The following is a 17,307-nucleotide window of genomic DNA, read 5'->3' on the forward strand; positions in this document are numbered from 1 at the left end:
TGGATCAGGTGGTGATCAGCGGCCAGAGTCCGTCGCGGCTCGCCGCGAGCGCGGCCGTGGTGAGCTTGTCGTCCCAGGAGCTGACCGAGCCGAACTCCGAGCGCCACGCGAGCGCCGCGCCGGTGAACTCGTGCAGCCGATGTTCGAGCGTCGTGCCCATCGCGCCGTGCACCTGATGGGCGTTGCGCACCACCACCGAGGTGGCGTGGCCCGCGCACGAACGAGCAACCGCGACAAGGAAATCCAGTTCGTCTCCCTGCCAGTCGGTGCGGACTGCCGCGGCGAGGGCGGCCTCGGTCGCGGCCCTGGCCAGCGACGCCTGCGCGGCGATATCGGCGACGAGGGTTTGCACGGCCTGGAACTTCGTGAGCGGACGGCCGAATTGGACGCGCTCGCTCGCATGGGCGACCGACATGTCGAGGATGCGATCCAGCGCCGCGCACACCTGCAACCCGCGGGCGAGCGCGCCGCGCAACCACAGGCGCTCGATCACGGTGTCGGACACCGCGATACCGGTGAGGTGGTCGCGGTCGACGGTCACGGCGTCGCGCGGCTCGCCCGCGGTATTGACGCCGCCGGTGATCCGCAGTTCCGCCGTGGCGACATCGGCGACGAGGTAGGTGGTGTCACCCCGCCACACGGTCACCACTCGGTCGGCTTCCGCGGCCCACGGCACCCCGCGGGCCGCGCCGGTGTGATCGAGCAGGCAGACGGTGCGTCGTTCGTCGGTGACGGGGAGTTCGGCGTCCTCGAGCAACCGGCAGGCGAGCAGATCGTGCTCGGCGAGGGGGACACGCACGCCGTGGGTCGCCGCGGCGCGCAACAGCTCCGCCGCCTCCGCCCACCCCGCACCGCTGCCGCCCGTCGCCGCGCTGCCGGTCAGCCGGGTCAGGCCGAGGTCGGCGAGCCCGGACCACAGCTCGTCGTCCCAGGTGGCGACCTTTTCCGGCGGGTGCTGCTCGCGGTATCGGGCGAACACCGCCGACATCATGTCGGTGAGGTCGCGGTCGACGGCGTTCATCAGCGCATCCCCAATCCCCGCGCGATCACACCGCGCAGAACTTCGTTGGTGCCGCCCCGGAGTGTGAAACCGGGACGTTGGACGACGGCATGGTCGACGAGTGCGCGGTAGTGCGCGGGGGAGTCCTCGTCGGCCAGCAGATCGGCGAAATCCGCGATGTCGCCCTCGGTGGTCGTTCCGAGTACCTTGACCACGGCGGCAGCGGTATCGGCGCCCGATTCTGCGCGTTCGAGTGCCCCGGCCACAGCGCTCGACATCTGATGCAGTGCCACGACCCGGGCGGTGAGCCGCCCGAGGTCGGTGTGGCGTGGCAGCGTGCCCGCCGCCATCTGTTCGGCGGTTTCGGCGAGCAGCGCGAAGGTCGAGAGGAAGCGTTCGGGGCCGCTGCGTTCGAAGCCGAGCTCGGAAGTGACCTGCTGCCAGCCGTTTCCGATGACGCCGAAGACCATGTCGTCGGCGACGAACACCTCGTCGAGCAGCACTTCGTTGAAATGGTGCTCGCCGTTCATCGAGATGATCGGCCGGATATCGACACCGGGCGCGCGCAGGTCGACGAGGAATTGGCTCAGCCCGTCGTGCCGGTGGGCCGGATCGACCGGAGCGGTGCGGGCCAGGCAGATGAACGCATCGGCCCGGTGCGCCCCGGAGGTCCATACCTTCGCGCCGGTGATCGACCAACCACCGTCCACCCGAACAGCTTTCGTCGACACACTGGCCAGATCCGAGCCGGAATCCGGTTCGCTCATCCCGATGGCGAAGAAGCACTCGCCCCGAGCGATCGCGGGCAGGAACCGGTGCTTCTGGGGTTCGCTGCCGTAATTCAGCAAGGAGGGCACGATCTGCCGGTCGGCGATCCAATGCGCGGCCACGGGAGCGCCCGCGGCGAGCAGCTCCTCGGTGACGGCGAAGCGTTCGACGAAAGTGCGCCCGTGGCCGCCGTATTCGGTGGGGACGGTCATGCCGAGCCAGCCGCGGGCGGCGAGTGCGCGGGTGAAGTCCTCGTCCCAGCCGGTCAACCACGTGTCGACCGCGGCACGAAAGGTGTCCCGTGCGCGTTGTTCGGCGAGGAAGGCGCGGACCTCGGTGCGCAACTCGTCGGTGGCGTGCGGATCCTGCGTGACCGCCGGCACCAGTCGGGGGATGGTCATGTTCTCGTTCCTTCCGTCGACCCGTAGCTGCGCCCACCGCAGGAGTAGAGGAGCTGGCCGGTCACGTAACGCGCATCGGGGGAGGCGAGCCAGACGACCGCACTCGCGATGTCGTCGGGTTGTCCCGGCCTGCGCAGCGGAATGCGCGACACGATGCGGTCGCGTACGCGTTCGGGCATCGCATCGGTCATATCGGTGGCGACGAAGCCGGGCGCGACGGCGTTGACGCGCAGGCGCGGGGCGTAGGCGAGAGCGAGAGATCTTGTGAGACCGACGATTCCAGCCTTGGACACCGCGTAGTTGAACTGGCCGACATTGCCGAGGTGTGCGCGTGAGCCGATGTTCACCACCGCGCCGTCGTCGGCCATGTCCTCGGCCAGCGCACTGGTGAGTTCGTAAGTCGCGCCCAGGTTGATGCGGGTGACCTGCCGGAACATGTCCTCGGTCAGGTCCGCGACGAGCGCGTCGCGGGTGATCCCGGCATTGTTGACCAGCACGGCGAGCGGTTCGCCGGTGGCGTGGACGGCGTCGCGGATCGCCGCGCGACCCGGGTCGGTGGCGATGTCGGCCTCGATGGCCACCGCGCCCAGGGCTGCGGCGCTGTCGCGTACCGCGGGATCGATGTCGACCAGGACTAGCCGATGGCCGGTGGCGGCGAGCCGGTGCGCGATGGCGGCGCCGATGCCGCGCGCGGCGCCGGTGACGAGTGCGATGGTCATGGCAGTGCCGCTCCCAGATGGTCGGTGCCGAGCGGGAAGATCTGGCCGTTGGCGCCGCGGGTGGCGACCAGCAGCTCGATCGACTCGGCCACGGTTGTCGGTTCGATGCCCGCGCCGACGGCGAGCACGCTCACATAGCAGTCGGTCTTCCTGCGCTCGAACGCCAGCGCGCGGGCGCCCCCGAGCAACCCGGTGGCCACTGCCGCGTCCAGCGGTGCGCCACGGCCGAGGATCGCCTCGGCCCGCACGACATACACGACCGGTGCATCGGCCAGCACGGCTTCCCTGGTGAGTTCGAAGGCTTCGGCGAGTTCGTCCTCGGCCGCTGCCCAGCCGGACAACCCGGTACGTGCTTCGAACACCAGGCGCGCGTCCGAAATGCCGTGTTCCACAGTGTGTTTCGTGAGAGCTTCGGTCAGTTCGGGATCGATGACCCTGGCCTTCATGCCGGCACCGCCCGCTTGAGAAGGGAAACCATCTCACCCTCCTGGACGACCACATCGTGTTGATTGAAGACCTCGACGCGCTGCACCATCACTCCGCGATCGGGCTTGGAGGTCGGACGCAATTCGATGATCTGGTTGGCGGCCCGGATGGTGTCGCCGATCAACACGGGCCGCAGGAAACGCCAGCCGCGGATCTCGGCGAACGCCAGCAGCGAGTCGCCGAAGATGTTCAGCCGCCCGCGCAGGCCGGTGACCATCGACAGGATGAGCGCGCCGTGGGCGATCCGCTCGCCGAACTGGCTGTCTCGCATGGCTTGCGCGTCGGTGTGCAGGGCATGGAAGTCGCCGGAGACACCACAGAAATTGACGATGTCGGCCTCGGTGACGGTGCGCCGCTCGGTGTCGAAGCGCATGCCGAGCTCGGCGTCGTCGAACCACATTCCGGTCATGGAGAACCTTTCGAAGATGCCGGGAGAGGAAGTGCGGCGGAAACCTCGCCGCCTGAAACGCAACTTAATACCGTCTAGTCGGAACGTCAATGTTGATATTTACCAGTTCAAAGCCTTGACACATCGGCTGTATAGCTCCAAGGTACCAACTAGTCGGAACATAGGTCCGCGAATTCGCCGGCCCCGGTTGTGCGCCGACGCATCACCCCTCGAGTCCTGGAGCAGCAGATGGACACCTTGCCCACCGGTCGACGACCGGCCGATCCGGTACCGACCACGCCGACCGACGACGAGCTGGCACGCCGACGTCGGCGGGTGTACGCCGCGAGCGCTATCGGCAGCGCGATCGAGTACTACGACTTCCTGATCTACGCCACTGCGGCCAGCCTGGTCTTCGGTCCGGTGTTCTTCGCCGGCGCCAGTCCGGCCGTCGGCGTGATCGCCTCCTTCGGCACGCTCGCCGTCGGTTACCTGGCGCGCCCCCTCGGCGGCATCGTCTTCGGGTATTTCGGCGACCGCGTCGGGCGCAAGTCCACCCTGATCTGGACGCTCACGTTGATGGGCCTCGCGACCGCGGCGATCGGGCTGGTGCCGACACCGGACCGGATCGGTGTGCTCGCGCCCTGCCTGCTTGTGCTGTTCCGCGTCGTCCAGGGCGTCGCCGTCGGCGGCGAGTGGGCGGGTGCGGTGCTGATGTCGGTGGAACACGCGACGTCGAAGTCACGTGGGCTGTTCGGCAGTGCCACCCAGACCGGGTCGGCGGTGGGGCTGTTGCTGTCGTTCGCGGCCTACGCCGCACTCGGCGGGTTGAGCGAGGAGCAGTTCCTTTCCTGGGGTTGGCGGTTGCCGTTCCTCGCGACCCTTGTCCTGCTCGGGATCGGCATGTACGTGCGATTGGCAGTCGTCGAGAGCCCGGTGATGGTGGCCCAGCAGCAGTCCGCGACGGCCGAGGGCGGTCCCGCTCCGCTGGTCGCGCTGCTTCGCGAGCGGCCGATGCGGGTTCTGCTCGGGATCGGTGTGTACGCCGGGCCGTTCATGGCCTACGCGACGGCGACCTCGTTCCTGGTCACCTACGCCACCACGCGCTACGGCGTGCCACGACACCTGATGCTCAATGCCCTCATGATCGCCACGGCGGGCATGCTGGTGACGATTCCGCTGTTCGCTGCCCTGTCGGACCGGATCGGTCGCAGGCCGGTGTACATCACAGCCACCCTGCTCACCGTCGTGCACGCCTTCACCGTCGTCCCGCTGGTGACCTCCGGTTCGTTCCCGCTGATCTTGGCGGCCTACGTGATCGGCCTGACGCTGCTCAACGCCGCGGTCCTCGGGCCGGTGGGAGCGCTGCTCGCCGAGTTGTTCCCGACCTCGTCGCGCTATACCGGGGTGTCACTGGCCTACCAGTTCGCCGGTGTGATCGGCGGCGGGCTCGGGCCGCTGCTGGCGGCCACGTTCGTCGCACCGGGCGGCCCGGGGATCCTCGCGGTGTCGGTGATGATCGCGGTGTGCTGCGTGGTGAGCGCCGGCTGCGTGTGGGCGCTGGGGGAGACGCGGCGAGCCGACCTGTATCGAATCGGCGATTGAGGGATTTGCCACGTGTCGTCGCTCGTTTTGTTAGGCTGCCGTACCGACCGGTGTGGTGCGTGAGCGCTGCATACGGGACGACGCGCATTGTGGCAGGCAGTAGGGGCAATTCTTCGACCCAGCTGGGCAAAAGGTCGATCAACCTACCAACCCGTTGGTATACATGGGTAGCGTCGGAGCACCGTGGTCCGGCCTGAGAAGAGAGGCGTTGTGGCCAGAGAAGCGAAGTCACCCGGTGCCAAACAGGGCTCGCGCAAGCGCAAGCCGTCGGAGCGCGATCACCAAGCACTGCTCGAGAGTGCGCGGCGTCTGTTCGAGGAGAAGGGCTATGACGCCGCCGACGTGCAGAGCCTCGTCGAGGCGGTCGCGAACACCACCTCCGCGAGCAGCGCGCGCACCGACGGACGCCGAGTGCGCGACCCCGAAGGCGCTCGCCGGGCGTTGCTCGAGAGCGCGGTGCGCTTGTTCGAACACAACGGCTATGCCGCGACGTCGGTGCAGAGCATCGTCGAAGGCGCCGAACTGACCAAAGGCGCCTTCTACCATCACTTCGAGAGCAAGGAAGACCTGCTGCGCAGGGTGCACGACGAGTTCATCAACTACCAGCTCGGGCGCGCGCGCAACGTCTTGGCCGATACCGGACAGTCCACCGAGCAGACCCTGCGGCGGTTGATCGCCGAGGCGCTGCTGGAACCGATGTCGCTCTACAAATCGGAGATCACCGTCTTCCTGCAGGAGCGGCGGTTCCTCTCCGGCGAGGTGTTCGCCGAGATCCAGCGCAAGCGCGACGAATTCGAGCAGTACTTCGTCGACGTGATCGAGCGCGGCATGAACGAAGGCGTCTTCCGCAACCTCGCCCCCGCCCGGCTGGTGGCGTTCGGCATCATCGGCATGGGCGCTTGGACGCACGTATGGCTCGACCTGAACGGGCCGGTGTCTCCGCAGGAGATCGGCAACATCTACGCGGAGATCCTGCTGAAAGGCCTGCTCGAAACCGATGATGTCGATGCGCGATGACGACCGGGCCGCGACCGACGTAGCCGATCCGAGATAGCCGAGGCTGGTGGCGTGGTGGTTACTGTTCCGGAGGACGGCGGTGGCGCGGCCGGTGATCTGCCGGTGGACCTCACTCGCTTCATCGGGCGGCGGCGTGAGCTCGCGGCCGCGCGGCAATCCTTCGAGCGTGCCCGCTTGGTGACGCTGACCGGCACCGGCGGCGTCGGCAAGACGCGGCTGGCGTTCCAGCTGGCACGGGAAGTATCGCGTGCCTTCGACGAGGGCGTCCGGATCGTCGCGCTGGCCGACCTACAGGACCAGGCACTGCTGGGGCACACCGTCAACGCGGCGGTCGGCATCCGGGAAACCTCCGCCCGCTGGCAGCTCGAGACCCTCGTCGAATATCTCGGCGATCGGCAGATGCTGATCGTGCTCGACAACTGCGAACACTTGGTCGACGCCGCCGCCGAGCTGGCCGCCGCGCTGCTGCGTTCGTGTCCGCGGCTGCGGATCCTCGCCACCAGCAGGCAGGCGCTCAATATCGATGGTGAGACGGTGGTTCCGGTGCCGCCGCTGTCGGTCCCCGATTCCGAGAACGGCTGGAATCGCAGCGCCGCGGCGGCCGACAGCGAGGCCGTGAGCTTGTTCGTCGATCGCGCGGCGAGTGTGGTCCCCGGATTCACCCTCAGCTCGACCACGCAACCACAGGTGGTCGAGCTGTGCCGGCTGCTGGACGGCATCCCGTTGGCGATCGAGCTGGCGGCCGTCCGGTTGCGGGTGTTGCCACTGGCCGAGCTGTCAGCTCGCATGGGCGATCGCTACCGGTTGCTCACCCAGGGCAGCCGCACGGCTCCGCCTCGGCACCAGACCTTACGGGCCTGCATCGACTGGACTTTCGAGCTCTGCTCACCCGCCGAACGATTGCTGTGGAGCCGGTTGTCGGTGTTCACCGGCGGCTTCGGGCTCGATGCCGCCGAGGCAGTCGGAGCCGGTGGTGACATCGAGCGCGAGGAAGTGCTCGACCTGGTCGCGGGACTGGTGGACAAGTCGATTCTGACCAGGGTGATGGAAGCCAAGGAACCGCGCTACCAGATGCTGGAGACCATTCGCCAGTACGGCGCGGGTCGGCTCGATGTGGAGGAGCGCGCCGAACTCGAAGGCCGCCACCGCCGCTGGTACGTCGCCCTCGCCGAGCGCGCCGACGCGGATTGGTCGGGTCCACGCCAGATGGAGTGGCTCGAACGGTTGCGCTGGGAGCACGCGAACCTGCGGGCGGCGCTGAACTCCGGTCTCGCCGCCGACCCGGTGGCGGGTATGCGCCTGGCCTACTCCATCGAGAACTACTGGCTAGCCAGGGGTTTCCTGGCCGAAGCCAGGCAATGGCTCGATCGATTGGCGGCCGCCGGGCCGGAACCGGCGATCGAGCGTGGTCGGGTCCTGCGGCTCAACGCCTGGCTGGCCATCCTGCAGGGCGATCACGAGGTCGTCTCGCCGCTGCTCGAGGAAGCCGCCGATATCGCGTCGACGACGGGTGACCCGTTGCTGTCGGCGTTCGTCGACCAGACCCGGGGCTTGCTCGCGCTGTTCCAGGGTGAGCTGCCCCTGGCCGTCGAGCGGCTGGAGGAAGCGGTCGCACGGTTCGCCGAACTGGGACATCGCACCGCCGAGATACATTCGATGTTCGAGGTCGGGCTCGCGCTGAGCTTGGCAGGCGAGGGCGAACGCGCCGCGGCTTGGCACCGCCGATGCTGTGAGATCACCACCCGGATCGGCGAGTCGTGGTGGCGGTCGTTCTCGCTGTGGGCCTTCGGCATCGAGAAGTTGCGCCAGGGCGACGTGGCGACGGCGGCGAAGCTGGAGCGCGAAACCCTTGAGCTCAAGCGGCAATTGGATGATCAGCTCGGCATCGCGGTGTGCCTGGAGGCGATGTCGTGGATCGTGGCCTCCGAGGACGACGCCGAGCGGGCGGCCCGGCTGCTCGGCGCGGCGGACGCGATGTTGCGCAAGGTGGGAATGGCGCTGGACGGCATTCCCCGGCTGTGGGCCTTCCATCTCCGCGGTGAGGACACCATGCGGCGCCGGGCCAGCGAGCGCGGTTTCCGCAGCGCGTACGCGGCGGGCGCGAGCCTGTCGACCGACGCGGCCGTCGCACTCGCGCTCGACGACGGAGCGAATGTCGGTGTGGCGCAACCGCGATACCGTGAGAATCCGGTTCCGGCACAGGACACGTTGACCAGACGTGAGCAAGAGATCAGCATGTTGGTCGCCCGGGGGCTGACCAATCGCGAGATCGCCTCTTCGCTGGTGATCTCGGTACGCACGGTGGAAAAGCACGTCGACCACATCATGGCCAAACTAGGTCTCGGAAACCGCACTCAGATCGCCGCATGGGTCGCCGACGCCCGCGACAAAGGCTGACGGCGCGCAATTCCGGCCGCCGATCGAGTCACGACACTCGCAGCAGAGCCTCGTCGTACAGCTGCCATCCGTCGATCGAGAACCCGACGACGAATCCGTCTCGGCGCAGGTGGTCGGTCACATCGTCGAGCAGTTGCCGTCGGCAGGCCGGGTCGTCCACCGTTCTGATGAGCGCTCCCGCGGCCACACCCACCCGGACCGCGTCCGCGATCAACCCGGCGAGCAGGCGCGCCGAGGCGGGAAACGCGATCTCGATCGGTCGCGGCGAATATGTGCCCGGGTCGAGCACGGCGTGCCGGGTGGTATCGATACGCAGGATCGGCATCGGGGTGCGGTCGTCCTCCTCGTCCAGCCTGCCTGCCAGCACCGCAGCGTCGCGCAGGTTGTCGGCGTCGAGCGGGTACGGGTGGACCGCGGCGGGCAGGTGATCGATGCGGCGGAACACGGGTTCGCTGCCTTCGTCCACGGGCCACAGGGTCACGGCGGGCACTGGCGTCATGGCGATCACTCCTGATATGGGCGGGTCTGCGCTGGTATCACCAGATCTTCGGCGCTCCCGACGACGATGCCATCCGTAATCGTACGTATCTCGGTACGAATCCGGCGGTCGCTGCCAAGGTGTGGGGATACGCTTCGCGAAAGGGCAAGGCGAGGTTCATGTACCGCCTGGTCGGAATGTATTTCAACCACGCCCTTACCGCCGTACACCCTTGACAAGGCGCCCTGAGTCACCGCAAGGTACCAACTAGTCGGAACTAGCAAACGAACATGCCGGTGCGTGCCGATTTCGAGACTTGGAGGAGATCGTGAGAACTGACCCCATCTGCGAACAGGAGCGGCGCTGATGCCCGAACGCGCGTTCAGTGATTGGCACACCCACATCTATTTGCCCGAGCACCTGGGGCCGGTCTGGACCGATCGCGGCACCGAACTCGTCGGCAGACCCGGATTCGGTGCCGCCGATCTCGACGAGCACACCAGGGTGATGGCCGCCTCCGGTGTGGAGCGGTTCCTGGTCCTCGGTTTGCAGGTGGCCAGAATCGGCATGAAGGTCCCCAACGATTACGTCGGCGAATACCTCGACGCCAACCGCGATCACGCCATCGGCGTGGGCAGCGTCGACCCGACCCAGCCCGGCGCCGCTGCCGAATTGCGCCGTGCCGTCACCGAATACGGGCTGCACGGGGTGAAGTTGTCGCCGCCCTATCAGGGGTTCCACCCGCACTGCGAGGAGGCTTACGAGGTCTACCGCGCGGCCGCGGATCTCGGCATCTTCCTGATGTTCCACCAGGCGAGCGTGTTCGCACCCGACGGCTGCAACGAGTACGCATACCCGATGCTGCTCGACAAGGTCGCTCGTGAGTTCCGCGACACCAACATCCTCGTCGCACACTTCGGCAAGCCGTGGATGAACGAGACCGTCGAGCTGATGATGAAGAACCGCAACGTCTTCGCCGATGTCTCGACCCTGCCGGTGAAGACCTGGCAGCTCTACAACGGGCTGCGCCTCGCCGTCGAAGGCCACGTCACCGACCGGCTCGTCTTCGGCTCGGACTTCCCGTCGTTCGATCCGCGCGAGGCCGCCGACCAGTTCCTCGCCATCGCCGACCTCGAGATGCCGCTGCCCATCGGTCGCGACGTCGTCGAGGACATCCTCTACAACCGGCCGTTCGACCTGATCCTGCGCAAGTAGCGCGCCCTGACCCTCACGAAGGAGACCGTCATGATCGAGTACCTGAACCCGCCCGCGATCGGCGACTACACCGCCGCGGGCCTGTCCTCCGGCACCGCAACCGAGAAGTTCGTCTACGCCGCGGGTCTGGCGATGGACCCGGCGACGATGAAGCGGCGCGCCGACGCGGCGACGATCGCCGACGAGACACGCATCTGCCTGGACAACATCGCCACCATCCTCGCGGACGCGGGCCTCGGTCTCGGCGACATCGTCAAGACCACCTGCTATCTGCGCGAGGACGCGTACCGAGGTGAGTTCATCGAGGCGTACAAGGGAGTGTTCGGCGCGGGCCCGTACCCGGCGCGCTCGACGTTCGTTCTCGGTATCGCCTCGGATCTGCGGGTGCAGATCGAAGCGGTCGCCGTGCGCGCGGACGCGCGGTGAGTGCCGTGAGCTCGACACCCGAATTCCAGAAGATCCGGCTCGAACGGCGTGCCGACGGTGTGCGGGTACTCGAACTCGACGATCCGGACAAACGCAATGCCATCGGTCCGGTGATGCGCGAGGAATTGCTCAGCGCGGCAGAAGAACTGGGGAACGACAGCGAGGCGAGGGCACTCGTGGTGACCGGGACGGGAACCTCGTTCTGTGCCGGCGCCGACTTGATCGCGCTCTTCGATGTCGACGGAGCGACGCCTGCCCAGATCCGCGAGCGACAACTGTCGTACTACGACAGCTTCCTCTGGTTGCGCGAACTGCCGTATCCGACGGTCGCCGCCGTCCATGGCCATGCCATCGGCGCAGGACTGAACTTCGCCCTCGCCTGTGACATCGTCATCGCCGGTCCGGCGGCGAAATTCGGCGCGACCTTCGCCAGGCTCGGTCTGCATCCCGGTGGCGGTTGCACCTGGTTCCTGACCGAACGACTCGGCGCCGGGCGGGCGCTGCACACGCTGCTACTGGGAGCTGTCCTCGGCGGCGAAGAGGCGTTCGCCCGCGGCCTTGCCGACGTGCTCGCGCCGGACGCGCGGGCCGAAGCGCTGACGTTCGCGGCGTCGGTAGCCGCGTTGGAACCGGCGCTGGCGCGTGACATCAAACGCGCGGTCGCGATCGCGGCGAACGGATCGTTCGAGGCGACGCTCGGCTTCGAATCGTGGGCGCAGGCGGCGAGTTCGTATCACCCGGGGGTGCGGGAGGGAATCCGGGCGGCGGGTCGCAGTACCGGCGCCGCGACGAAGGAGACGAAATGATCGATCAGGAGCAGTTCAAGAAGATCATGGCGTGTGCGCCCGGTCCGGCGGCGATCGTCACCGCGACCGGCGCGGACGGTCGGCCGCAGGGGCTCACCGTGTCGGCGGTGTGCTCGGTGTCGCTGGACCCGCCGCTACTGCTGGCGTGCCTGGATCTCGGCTCCAACACCCTCGGTGCGGTGCGGGCGAGTAAGGCGTTCACCGTCAACTACATCGCCGCAGGCCGCGAACGCGTCGCGTTGGATTTCGCGGTGAAATCCGATTCGAAGTTCGACAGTCACGTCTGGTCGGCGCCTACTGCCGCGTGTGGTGGCCCGATCCTCGATCAGCATTGCGCGGCCTACGCGGTGTGCCGGGTCGAGCAGTTCATCGAGGCAGGCGACCACGTGATCGTCGTCGGCGCGGTCGTCGAGGGGCAGGCCGGGGACGATCACGCCCTCGCCTACGCGCGCCGGGCCTTCTTCACAGCGGTGAGCGCGTGACGGCGCCGGTGGTCGGCGTGGTCGTCGGCAACCCACGGCAGGCATCGCGCACCACGAAGGTCGCGATGGCTGTCGCGGAACAGCTCGCGGTGTCGATAGGCGGAAAGGTCGGTCCGCTCGTCGAACTGGCCGACCACGGCCCGGCGGTACTCGACCCCGACAGTGCGGACGTGCGCGTCGACATGGCGTCGCTGAGCGCGGTGGACGTGCTCGTCGTCGCCTCACCGACCTACAAGGCCACCTACACCGGCCTGCTGAAAGCGTTCCTCGACCGCTACGGTCCGCCCGCGCTGGACGGTGTCGTCGCGGTCCCGGTGATGGTCGGCGGCGCGCCCGCCCACGCGATGGCGGTGGAGGTTCATCTGCGCCCGCTGCTGGTCGAACTAGGGGCTGTCGTCCCGACTCGCGGGCTCTACGTCCTGGAGTCCGATATCGATCGGTTGACAGCGGTCGTCGCCGACTGGCTCACGGGTGCGGTCACCGCGCTACGAGCGGTTCGCATCCGCGACTGACGACGAAAACAGCTGAACGGCAGCACTTCACGAGAAGATCCCTGCCGTAGCTCGATGCTGCCCGGACAATATGACTCAGGTCCGACGAACGGCCGGACCCGCCACGTGCGGGTCCGGCCGTTTTCGTGTCCACGTGCCGTATTCGCTACGTACGTCCGGGAATACGTAGCGAATACGTAATTGCGCGGTCGTGTAGCCGGGTCGCCCCGTGGAGTCTGATGTGACGGTTGCCACTCGGCGATGAGACGCATCGGCGACCTCCCCCTCTGTCCTCGCGCAAGCCCCACTCGCTACCCGGTCCACGACCGCGGCCGGTGGGCGACAGCCCGGAACCTCGGAGTAACCATGGAATTGGATCTTCTCTACGCACTCACCAACCGCTCGGGCGAGCAGTCCTGGCACGATGTGATGCTCGAAACCCGTCGCCACACCGAGATGGCCGACCGGCTCGGATTCGACCGGATCTGGTTGGGGGAGCACCACTTCGACGTCGACGGCACCGACGCCAGTCCCAATCCGATCATGCTGGCCACCGACCTTGCCGCACGCACTGAACGACTGCGGTTCGGCATGGCCGCCGTCTCGCTCACGCTGTGGCACCCGCTGCGCGTCGCCGAGGACTTGGCCCTGCTCGACCATTTCAGCGACGGCCGGCTCGACGTGGCGTTCGGGCGGGGCATCCTGCCTATCGAGGTCATGAACCTCAACCCCGACGCGAACCGCTGGAACGGTGCCGACACCAGCCAAGAGATCTTCGACGAACACCTGGCCATCGTGCGCAAGATCTGGACCGAGGACGCCTTCCGTTGGGAAGGGAAGCGCTACACCTTCCCCGAGCCGGGCACCAAGTTCATCCACTCGCCCGGTGCGCCGATGCCGGAGGGCTGGGTGGACGACGACGACAACCTCCTCGCCTTCGGTATGACCCCGAGGCCGTTCCAGCAGCCGACGCCGCCGCTGTTCGCGGTCACCGAGTCGATGAGCGGATTCGTCGGCGCCGCCCGCAAGGGCCTGCGGCCGATCACCTGGTACCCGACCGGCAATGTGCTGACGAACCTGTTCGAGAACTACCGCGACGAGGTGGCCGCGACCACTGGTGTGACTCCGGCTCTGGGGGCGGGATGCGGCGTGCTGCGGCTGTGCTGCATCGCGGAGACCGACGAAGAGGCCCGCCGGGTCGCTGAACCGGCGATCGTCGAGTTCTTCGAATTCCTCTGCCGCGTCCGGGGAATCGGTGTGTGGCTCGACGCCGACGAAGATCCGGCCGACCCCCGCTTCCGCGAGATGGACCCCTGGGACCTGCTGATGGAACGCGACCACCTGATGATCGGCTCACCGCAGAGCGTCATCGAGCGTATGACGCGCCTGACGGAGAGCCACGGCATCCAGCACTGGCTGCTGCAGATGGGCGCGCCAGGTATCGCCGCGGCCGACGTGGACCGCTCCTTGGAGCTGTTCGCCGCAGAGGTGATGCCCGAATTGCGCAAGCTCGACGCGTCCCTGCGCGTTGCCGGCTGACGACACCCGAAAAGAGAAGAGAGACCCCGTGACCGAGTACCTGAACCCCGGAAACCTGCTCTACCCCCGCTATGGCATGACCCCCGGCGTCGCGACGAAAGACTACGTCTACGCCGGCGGGATGGCCCTCGACCTGGAGACCCTGAACCGCAAGCCCGAGGCCGACACCATCGCCAACGAGACCAAGATCGCGCTGGCCGAGATCGAAGGCCTGCTGAAGGCGGCGGGATGCGGGCTGCGCGACGTGGTCAAAACGACCTGCTACCTCAGCGACGACTCCTACCGCAAGGAGTTCTGGGAGGCCTACACCGAGGTCTTCGCGCCGGGCCCGTTCCCCGCGCGCACAACCTTCGTCGTCGGCATCGCGGGCGACTGCCGGGTGGAGATCGACGCCATCGCCGTCCGGCCCCGGTAATCACCGTCCACCACGAAAGACAGGAATATCCATGGAATTCGGCATCTTCATCCCGAGTGCGCGCAACGGCTACATCATGTCCGAGACCGCGCCGCAGTACTCGCCCACCTACGAGCACATGCGCGAGATCGTGCAGACCGGTGAGCAGAACGGCTTCTCGTTCGCGCTGTCGCTGTCGTGTCTGCGCGGACACGGGGGCACCACCGGTTTCTGGGACGACGCGCTCGAGTCGATGACCCAAATGGCGGCGCTGGCCAGGGACACAACCGCGATGAAGCTCATCGGTTCGGTCAATATCCTGGCCATCCATCCCGCGATCGCGGCCAGGATGGCGATGACCATCGACTCCATCAGCGACGGTCGTTTCTCGCTCAATATCGTGCCCGGCGGCTGGCATCCGCGCGAGCTCGAGGTGCTGAAGGTGTGGCCGGGCTACGACTACAACAACTACAGGTGGCAGTACGCCGGCGAATACTGCCAGGTGGTGCGCGAGCTGTGGGAGAACGGCGTCACCAACTTCCAAGGCGAATACTTCCAGTACGAGGACCTGCGGATGGGCCCGAAGCCGCCGCGCCACATGAACATCGTGTGTGCCGGTGCCTCCGACGACGCGATCAAGTTCACCACCAAGTACGCGGACTACTCCTTCCGCCTGGCTTGGGGCGGGCAGGAAGCGCTGCGCGGGGTCGTCGACCGATTCGGCGCGCAGATGGAGGAAGCTGGCCGGACGATCAAGCCGTACGTGGCGCTCGGCGTCGTCATCGGTGACACCGACGAGGAGGCCGAGGCCAAACTGCAGAACTATGTCGACCACGCCGACCTGGCCGCCATCGAGTACATGGTGAGCGGCGCGGTGACCGATACCGCGCAGGGCGGCACCTCCGAGATCCTGGCCAGCATGGACCGCAAGGGCGCGGTCCAGATGTCGACCGACTTCATCACCGGCTCACCGGCCGGCATCGCCCGCCAGCTCGACGAATGGGCCGAGATCGACGGCGTCGCCGGTTACATGCTGATCTTCCCCGACTACGTCGAGGACATCAAACGCATGGGCAGCGAGGTCTTCCCGCTGATGAAGAACTTCACCGCGACCACCACACCCGTCTCCGTCTGACCCGAGTTCCCCGGCCGTCGCGCCCGCGGTGGCCGGGGACCATCGACAAAGGATTTGCAGCTATGACCATGACCCTGCACTCCGACGCCCTGCGCACGCGGGTCGCCGAGGCACAACAGATGTCGATCGGCGGTGAGTGGGTGCAGGCCTGTTCGGGCCGCACGCTCGCGGTCGAGGATCCGGCGACGGGCGCCGTCGTCGCTCAGGTACCCGCCGGGGACAGCGAAGACGTCGACCGCGCGGTAGCGGCCGCCCGGGCGGCGCTGCGCGGGCCGTGGCGCCTGCTCACCCCGCAGGAACGAGGCAAGCTGATCTGGCGACTCGCCGATCTCCTCGAGGCCCATGCCGGGGAACTCGCCGAATTGGAAGCGCTGGACGCGGGCATGCCGATCGCGGAGGCACGGTATGTGGATGTGGCGCTGTCGATCGACATCCTGCGGTACTACGCGGGCTGGCCGACCAAGATCACCGGCGATACCATCCCGGTGTCGTTCCCGATGAACTTCGGCGGCCCGTACCACGCGTACACGGTGCGCGAGCCGCTCGGCGTGGTTGCTGCGATCGTGCCGTGGAACCTGCCGTTGCTGATGACGGTGAAGAAGCTCGCGCCCGCCTTGGCCACCGGTAACACCATCGTGGTGAAACCCGCTGAACAGACACCACTTTCGATCGCGTTACTGGCGAGATTGGCGCTGGAAGCCGGTATCCCCGAGGGCGTTGTCAACTACGTCACCGGTTACGGCGAGACTGTCGGCGCCGCCCTGGTGCGTCACCCCGGCGTGAACAAGGTGACCTTCACCGGCTCGGTGGCGACCGGCAAGGTGATCGCCCGGGCCGCGACGGACACGCTCAAGCGTGTTTCGCTGGAATTGGGCGGCAAGTCACCGAACATCGTGTTCGACGACGCCGACCTCGACAAGGCGATCCCGTCTTCTGCGCTGGCGATCTTCGCCTGCCAGGGGGAAAGTTGCGTGGCAGGTTCCCGGTTGTACGCGCAGCGCGGCGTGTACGACGAGGTCGTCGCGGGGCTGGCCGAGCGCGCCCGCGCCATCACGCTCGGGCCCGGCCTCGATCCGGCCAGTGAGATGGGACCGTTGATCTCCGCCGAGCACCGGGAGAAGGTACTCGGCTATCTCGAACTCGGCCGGTCCGAGGGCGTGGAGGTCGTGGCAGGTGGAAATCGACACGGCGACAAGGGATTCTTCGTAGAACCGACCGTGCTCACCGGTGTCGATCGGCAGTCGCGCCTGCTGCGTGAGGAGATATTCGGCCCCGTCCTGTCGGTGATCCCCTTCGATACCGAGGACGAGGTGCTCGCCTCGGCCAACGACACCGACTTCGGGCTCGGCGCGGGCGTCTGGACATGCGATGTGAGCCGAGCTCACCGGTTCGCCGGTGAGCTCGAGAGCGGCCAGGTCTGGGTCAACTGCTATCAGGCCGTCGACGCCGCGCTCCCGTTCGGCGGGTACAAGCAGTCCGGGTGGGGCCGCGAGACCTGCCGGGAGAACCTGGACGAGTACCTCGAGCTGAAGACCGTCGTGGTGAACCTGTGACGGGACG

Annotated in this window: 18 protein-coding genes; 12 read left to right on the forward strand and 6 right to left on the reverse strand. The window is 67.4% G+C overall.

Annotation, left to right across the window (positions count from 1 at the left end):
* Nucleotides 1–4 precede the first annotated feature (4 nt).
* From AB0I35_RS16810 to AB0I35_RS16830, 5 genes are read right to left on the reverse strand one after another with little or no spacing between them, the layout of a single operon-like run.
* Nucleotides 5–1,021 (reverse strand): acyl-CoA dehydrogenase family protein, encoded by a 1,017-nt coding sequence (locus tag AB0I35_RS16810; RefSeq protein ID WP_357396889.1) that lies wholly within the window; start codon nucleotides 1,019–1,021, stop codon nucleotides 5–7.
* Nucleotides 1,021–2,169, reverse strand: a complete 1,149-nt coding sequence (locus AB0I35_RS16815) for an acyl-CoA dehydrogenase family protein (RefSeq protein ID WP_357396891.1) — start codon at nucleotides 2,167–2,169, stop codon at nucleotides 1,021–1,023. Before AB0I35_RS16815 ends, AB0I35_RS16810 begins: the two co-directional genes overlap by 1 nt.
* Nucleotides 2,166–2,888, reverse strand: coding sequence for an SDR family oxidoreductase (locus tag AB0I35_RS16820; protein WP_357396892.1), 723 nt, complete (start codon nucleotides 2,886–2,888; stop codon nucleotides 2,166–2,168). The genes AB0I35_RS16815 and AB0I35_RS16820 overlap by 4 nt, the downstream gene beginning before the upstream one ends.
* Complete coding sequence (locus AB0I35_RS16825) at nucleotides 2,885–3,334, reverse strand: hypothetical protein (RefSeq protein WP_357396893.1); 450 nt, start codon at nucleotides 3,332–3,334, stop codon at nucleotides 2,885–2,887. Before AB0I35_RS16825 ends, AB0I35_RS16820 begins: the two co-directional genes overlap by 4 nt.
* A complete protein-coding gene (locus tag AB0I35_RS16830) occupies nucleotides 3,331–3,783 on the reverse strand; it encodes a MaoC/PaaZ C-terminal domain-containing protein (RefSeq protein WP_357396894.1) in 453 nt (150 codons plus the stop codon). The genes AB0I35_RS16825 and AB0I35_RS16830 overlap by 4 nt, the downstream gene beginning before the upstream one ends.
* A gap of 228 nt (nucleotides 3,784–4,011) precedes the next feature.
* On the opposite strand from AB0I35_RS16830, the gene AB0I35_RS16835 reads away from it, so the two are divergent.
* The 3 genes from AB0I35_RS16835 (at nucleotide 4,012) to AB0I35_RS16845 (ending at nucleotide 8,781) form a co-directional block, all read left to right on the forward strand.
* Nucleotides 4,012–5,367, forward strand: a complete 1,356-nt coding sequence (locus AB0I35_RS16835; RefSeq protein ID WP_357396895.1) for an MFS transporter — start codon at nucleotides 4,012–4,014, stop codon at nucleotides 5,365–5,367.
* A gap of 210 nt (nucleotides 5,368–5,577) precedes the next feature.
* Nucleotides 5,578–6,384, forward strand: coding sequence for a TetR/AcrR family transcriptional regulator (locus tag AB0I35_RS16840; protein WP_357396896.1), 807 nt, complete (start codon nucleotides 5,578–5,580; stop codon nucleotides 6,382–6,384).
* A 51-nt stretch (nucleotides 6,385–6,435) separates the two neighbouring features.
* Nucleotides 6,436–8,781, forward strand: a complete 2,346-nt coding sequence (locus AB0I35_RS16845; RefSeq protein ID WP_357396898.1) for a LuxR C-terminal-related transcriptional regulator — start codon at nucleotides 6,436–6,438, stop codon at nucleotides 8,779–8,781.
* Between the two features lie 28 nt (nucleotides 8,782–8,809).
* On the opposite strand, the gene AB0I35_RS16850 is transcribed toward AB0I35_RS16845, so the two are convergent.
* Nucleotides 8,810–9,280: a hypothetical protein gene (locus AB0I35_RS16850; RefSeq protein ID WP_357396899.1), complete on the reverse strand. Its 471-nt coding sequence runs from the start codon at nucleotides 9,278–9,280 to the stop codon at nucleotides 8,810–8,812.
* 345 nt (nucleotides 9,281–9,625) lie between these two features.
* On the opposite strand from AB0I35_RS16850, the gene AB0I35_RS16855 reads away from it, so the two are divergent.
* The 9 genes from AB0I35_RS16855 (at nucleotide 9,626) to AB0I35_RS16895 (ending at nucleotide 17,300) form a co-directional block, all read left to right on the forward strand.
* Nucleotides 9,626–10,474 carry an amidohydrolase family protein gene (locus AB0I35_RS16855; RefSeq protein WP_357396900.1) on the forward strand — a complete coding sequence of 283 codons (849 nt, stop codon included), beginning with the start codon at nucleotides 9,626–9,628 and terminating at the stop codon, nucleotides 10,472–10,474.
* Nucleotides 10,475–10,504: 30 nt separating this feature from the next.
* Nucleotides 10,505–10,900 (forward strand): RidA family protein, encoded by a 396-nt coding sequence (locus AB0I35_RS16860; protein ID WP_357396901.1) that lies wholly within the window; start codon nucleotides 10,505–10,507, stop codon nucleotides 10,898–10,900.
* Nucleotides 10,901–10,905: 5 nt separating this feature from the next.
* Nucleotides 10,906–11,706, forward strand: a complete 801-nt coding sequence (locus AB0I35_RS16865; RefSeq protein WP_357396902.1) for an enoyl-CoA hydratase-related protein — start codon at nucleotides 10,906–10,908, stop codon at nucleotides 11,704–11,706.
* Nucleotides 11,703–12,188 (forward strand): flavin reductase family protein, encoded by a 486-nt coding sequence (locus tag AB0I35_RS16870; RefSeq protein WP_357396904.1) that lies wholly within the window; start codon nucleotides 11,703–11,705, stop codon nucleotides 12,186–12,188. The genes AB0I35_RS16865 and AB0I35_RS16870 overlap by 4 nt, the downstream gene beginning before the upstream one ends.
* Nucleotides 12,185–12,700, forward strand: a complete 516-nt coding sequence (locus AB0I35_RS16875) for an NAD(P)H-dependent oxidoreductase (RefSeq protein WP_357396905.1) — start codon at nucleotides 12,185–12,187, stop codon at nucleotides 12,698–12,700. Before AB0I35_RS16870 ends, AB0I35_RS16875 begins: the two co-directional genes overlap by 4 nt.
* A 345-nt stretch (nucleotides 12,701–13,045) precedes the next feature.
* On the forward strand, nucleotides 13,046–14,218 hold the full coding sequence (locus tag AB0I35_RS16880) for an LLM class flavin-dependent oxidoreductase (protein WP_357396906.1): 1,173 nt from the start codon (nucleotides 13,046–13,048) through the stop codon (nucleotides 14,216–14,218).
* 28 nt (nucleotides 14,219–14,246) lie between these two features.
* A complete protein-coding gene (locus AB0I35_RS16885) occupies nucleotides 14,247–14,633 on the forward strand; it encodes a RidA family protein (RefSeq protein WP_357396908.1) in 387 nt (128 codons plus the stop codon).
* A gap of 31 nt (nucleotides 14,634–14,664) precedes the next feature.
* Nucleotides 14,665–15,747, forward strand: coding sequence for an LLM class flavin-dependent oxidoreductase (locus AB0I35_RS16890; protein ID WP_357396909.1), 1,083 nt, complete (start codon nucleotides 14,665–14,667; stop codon nucleotides 15,745–15,747).
* Nucleotides 15,748–15,809: 62 nt separating this feature from the next.
* Nucleotides 15,810–17,300, forward strand: coding sequence for an aldehyde dehydrogenase family protein (locus tag AB0I35_RS16895; RefSeq protein WP_357396911.1), 1,491 nt, complete (start codon nucleotides 15,810–15,812; stop codon nucleotides 17,298–17,300).
* The last annotated feature ends 7 nt before the right edge of the window (nucleotides 17,301–17,307 follow it).

It is taken from the genome of Nocardia sp. NPDC050378, assembly GCF_040655675.1.
GTDB classification, from domain to species: domain Bacteria; phylum Actinomycetota; class Actinomycetes; order Mycobacteriales; family Mycobacteriaceae; genus Nocardia; species Nocardia coubleae.